Source organism: Crocosphaera watsonii WH 8501, from assembly GCF_000167195.1.
Lineage (GTDB): Bacteria > Cyanobacteriota > Cyanobacteriia > Cyanobacteriales > Microcystaceae > Crocosphaera > Crocosphaera watsonii.
Window position 1 is genome coordinate 1 of sequence record NZ_AADV02000242.1, and the last position, 4,613, is coordinate 4,613.

The 4,613-nt window shown below is 35.0% G+C and carries 2 protein-coding genes and 3 pseudogenes; 2 read left to right on the forward strand and 3 right to left on the reverse strand.

All coding sequences use genetic code 11. The features are described from left to right. A pseudogene (locus CWATDRAFT_RS29850) lies at positions 1-566 on the reverse strand (helix-turn-helix domain-containing protein); the annotation flags it as partial. Positions 567-804: 238 nt separating this feature from the next. Between CWATDRAFT_RS29850 and CWATDRAFT_RS35115 the strand changes: the two are divergent. Then, a complete protein-coding gene (locus tag CWATDRAFT_RS35115; RefSeq protein ID WP_071892152.1) occupies positions 805-1,830 on the forward strand; it encodes an IS701 family transposase in 1,026 nt (341 codons plus the stop codon). 110 nt (positions 1,831-1,940) lie between these two features. Here CWATDRAFT_RS35115 and CWATDRAFT_RS29860 read toward each other — a convergent pair. Further along, a pseudogene (locus CWATDRAFT_RS29860) lies at positions 1,941-2,816 on the reverse strand (IS1634 family transposase); the annotation flags it as partial. A gap of 134 nt (positions 2,817-2,950) precedes the next feature. Here CWATDRAFT_RS29860 and CWATDRAFT_RS29865 point away from each other — a divergent pair. Beyond that, positions 2,951-4,003: a hypothetical protein gene (locus CWATDRAFT_RS29865; protein WP_007308456.1), complete on the forward strand. Its 1,053-nt coding sequence runs from the start codon at positions 2,951-2,953 to the stop codon at positions 4,001-4,003. Here CWATDRAFT_RS29865 and CWATDRAFT_RS29870 read toward each other — a convergent pair. Further along, positions 3,963-4,562: pseudogene (locus CWATDRAFT_RS29870) on the reverse strand (transposase); the annotation flags it as partial. The gene CWATDRAFT_RS29865 and the pseudogene CWATDRAFT_RS29870 overlap by 41 nt on opposite strands. Positions 4,563-4,613 lie beyond the last annotated feature (51 nt).

Consider the following 4,613-nt stretch of genomic DNA (forward strand, 5'->3'; position numbering starts at 1 on the left):
AATCAGTCGTCCGACGAGATGTGGTTGTATGTCGCTTCTTTTTAAAAACGCCCCACACTACGGGGGGAAATCTTTTCGACAATTCCTCTTTTTATGGCTTCATCCGCCAACTCTGAAGGTGTCCAATGGCTCACTGGTCTGTCTGATTTTTCACATTCTTCACAAGCGATCGCTACAATCTGGACTACTTGTTCGACCGTAAAGGATTTTGTTGTTCCAGGTCTTGGGCGATCGCTTAAAATTCCTTTGATCAAGACCATTAATGCTTTCTCCGTTACCTGTTGTTCTTCGGCGGCACTCAGTTTTTCTCTCTCCTCAAACCATCGCGATCGCCACTGACGCACTTGTACTCGGTCTAATTCTAATCTTCGACTAATCGAACTATTGCTCTCTCCTGATGCTGCGGCTAAGATTAGCTTGGCTCGTCTAACAAGGCGATAGGGGTTTGTTGTCCCTCTCACTATTTGTTGGAGTACTGTTTTCTGTAGGTTGGAGAGGTTAATTGGCAATGCTTTTATCATGGACATCAACTTCGAGATTCTTCCGTTAGTTTCATTGAAACACATTGTCGTGGCTAGTCACGAAACTTTCTGTAAAAATCTGGTGGATTACTTTCGCCAAGCTGCACTAGTTACCTATTCTCTGAAGATACTCAAAACTTAGAAGAAGAAAAAGAACAGGAATAGGAGTTACGCATTGACAGATGGTTTACAATGTGCATAGTCCAAACAGAGAAAGCTATCGCTGTTAACAAAAAGCAAAAAACTGATAAAATAGAGAGGATTATAAGAACTGGAGGTAGATATCCGAACTATAACGAAGAAATCAACGGCTAAATGTCATTTAGAACTCTATACTTACTATTTAATTGCTGAATCCAAATATTCGGGTTGTAATCGTTTATCCGAGATATTTGAGGATTTATCTCATGATAGTGTTAACCGTTTTTTATTAAGAGAAAGCTATAAACCTGTTGATTTATTCAATGAATTTAAACAGCACATTGAACTGAGTGGGGGAACCTTAAGTATTGATGATACAGTCATTGAAAAACTTTATAGTAATCCTAAATTAAGTAAATTTATTGGTTATTTCTGGTCAGGAAATAAACATAAAACTATCAAAGGAATTAATTTAGTTACTTTATTATATACTGACCCTAATGGAATTTCAGTCCCTCTAAATTATCGACTTTATGATAAAGAAGATAATCTGTCTAAAAATGATTATTTTCGGATGATGCTATCGGAAGTTTTAGCTTGGGGACTGAGGCCAATTTATGTAACTGGTGATAGTTGGTATTCATCTAAAGAGAACCTTAAATTTTTGAAAAAACAAGAATTAGGTTTCATGATAGGAATAGCTAAAAATCGACAAGTATCAATCGTTAAAGGACAATATCAATCCGTTGAAAGCTTAGAAATAGAGGAAAATGGGACAATTGTTTACTTAAAAGAGTTTGGCGAAGTTAAAGTATTTAAGAAACATTTCAAAAACGGGATGCTTCGTTTTTATATTTTATTTGACAAAGAAAATAAAGACTTAAGAGAAACAGATAAAACTCTATTTACTTTGTTGAAAACAACTCATTGGATTATTGAATGTTACCATCGTGCGCTCAAACAATTATGTGGTATCAATAAATTTATAGTCAGAAAATCAGAAGCTATATTGACCCATTTCTTTAGTTCTTTACGGGCTTTTATTAAACTTGAATTAATGAGAGCTAATGAGTTAATTGATAATTGGTATCAACTCCAAAGAGAATTGTCTATTGAAGTTAATCGGAATTTTATTTTAGAGCAAATAAATTTGAAATTATCAGCCTAATTTATAGATTAGTTATTGTTATTATTACGTCAATTTTAATGACTCTAATAATTAGCGATCGTTGTCTCTCTTTAAAGCTACTCATATTTAAGTTAATTTGTCAATGCGTAACTCCTATCTTCATCTTTTTTGATGATCAGACTAATCATTTTATAAATCTTTTCCTTTTTTTTCGAGTAAGTTTCAATCAGTTCAACTTCTTTTATTTCCAACAATCTCAATTTTTTATTAATAGCTTTTAATTTATATCGAGCAGCTTGAGGATGTTCAAATTCTTCAGATTGTATTTCTTTAAGAAATTTTTGGGATTTCTTCTCTTCTTGGGAAAGTTGTTTTTCTAGTTTTTCCAAATCACTTTTCTGTCTTTTTTCACTCAAGACTATTAACCAAGTTTGCTTGATTCCACCATAAGTAACAATTTCTTCTTTCCAGGTATAACTTTCTAAATTTAGGTCACTTCTTTTTTCTTTATCTTCATCTTTTACTTCTTCCACCTCTATATTTTGCACTAATTCTTTTGCTTTTTTTATGGTCATTGGAACTCTCGTTATCCATTTTAAATGTTGGATTAGTTGGAGATTTTCTTGACCATATAAAGCACTATCACAAACCATGATACTATCAAACTTTATTTGCTTTTTGAATTCTACTAAAACTTTTCCAAATACAGCTTTATCAGATTCATTTCCATCTCCTACTCTCACAAATAATGGAATATCTCCATCTTGGCTTGTTATTAAATCCAAGACACATTGTTTTAAGTCTGGTCTATGATCCCGAGAATATCCTTTCTTAATAAAAATTGGTCTTTCTTTAATAATTTTTTCTTCTTCCTGTTTCTCTTTATCTTCTTCCCTTTTATATTCTCCATCTAAATGAAATGATGTGGAATCTAAATGGGAGTATTTAAGGTCTATTTTAAATTTTTTAATTACTTCTAAAACTACTTCAATAAAAATATCATTTAGTCCATGAAGGTTTAGCTGGTGGGCCTTCAGCCAGTCCCTTCTATGATGTAGAGGATGTCGGAGCAGTAGATACAGAGACTGAACAATTTAGTGAGTTTCCTGATACAACCTATGGTGGACTTGACAATGCCAATGCCTCGGTAGCACAGAATTTGAGTACGAGTCAATCTACTGCTAGTAATAATCCCAGTGCCATTACCGCAGAAAATAATGTCTTTATCAGTGCTACTTATATCAACGTCAATGGTTTAATTCAAAGTGGGGTAGACAGTTACTCTCTGACCTTAGATAGTAGTCTCAACAGTTCTATTGCATCCTATGATTCATCCATAAAAGAAACAGTGGATGACGGTTCTCGTTTCACCTTAAGTGATGGTTTAGATAGTGGTTCTATCAAAGCAGAATATAATCCCTTTACCAATAATATAGAGATTGAAGACGTGGAAGTCAGAGGTGGTTATATTGAGCTAAGGGGTAAAATTCTCAGTACCGATAATGGTCGTATTTATGCAATGGATGGTTACGGTGATATCAATATTACCAACAACACCGACTATGCACTGGAATTGGGTAATCTTAATACTGGAGATGATGGCATTGAAGGTCAAATCGTCATTGTCGATCGCCTCAAAGATAGCACCAGTGAATATACTAGGGATGACAACGGGGATATCTTAATTAATGGTAGTCTGCACCAGTCCAACAGCCGCACCACAACCTATACCCCTGGGGATGTAACCTATCAATATGTAAATTACGGTAGCGAATATACATATAATCTGTCTAGAAGAGATGTAGAGAATGGGGACTATTTCTCAGGGGATCAGTTCACCCTTGTGGGAGAAGATTCTGAAGAATCCAATTATTCTACAGTATTAGAAGGAACGGCCGCTAGTTCCGAGTATCGGTTTGATGCTACTTCGAGCAGGGCAGGTTCTCGTAGTCTTTGGTGGTTTAATGGGAATAATGGCAACGTTGAAGAGTTACAACTCTCTCCATATGATGGAACTGACTACTTTATCAGCCTTCAAGAATATTATAATCACTATTTCAAAGCCAATCATGTCATCGATGTTGAATTTATCGGTAGTGATGCAGGTACGGTTAATGTAGTTTCTAACGCCGGTATTTATTTAGGGTTTGCTGAAAAAGTTTCTCCAAAATTTATGCCACTTTTGACCAAGAATTTTCTGACAAATCAATAAGTTTTAGTACATAAAAATTGTTTAAAGTATAATCAAAATTAATGAAAGGCGGTTTGATGAGTTCCCCTGTTCTATTATTAGTAAATAAGGACAAAAAAAGCGACAAAAACTGCCTCAGAAGTTTAGAAAGATTGACAACTAAAAATGTAATAGCAATAGATGTAATGGAGGTTTCAGGGAGTTTTGTCATCACGAGATTTAGGCTAAATCTTCGTTTAGCTTGTCCAAACTTTCCCTCAATAGCATTACGGAAGCATTCATCGGAGTGGGCTTGTTTCTTTTCTTCTTCACTGACATTTTTCGGAGGTCTTCCTAACTTCGGACCACTGATTCTTATCCCTCTTTCCTTACACCAATTTCTGTTTTCCCTAGTTCGATAAATTTTATCTACATGGACGGATTCGGGATAATAGCCAAACGTTTCTTTATACTTTTCTACTTGTTCTTTTAAATGACAAGATTCATTGAAGTTTTCCCAACTTATTTTTTCTAGAAACACATAGTTATCTACACAGCTTACTGAGAGTTTAGCTCCAAACTCTATTGTACTCCTGCTTTTGGGGATCCTCTAGATCGTCCAGCCGCGANGCAACTNGCATTGCCGTCGGTT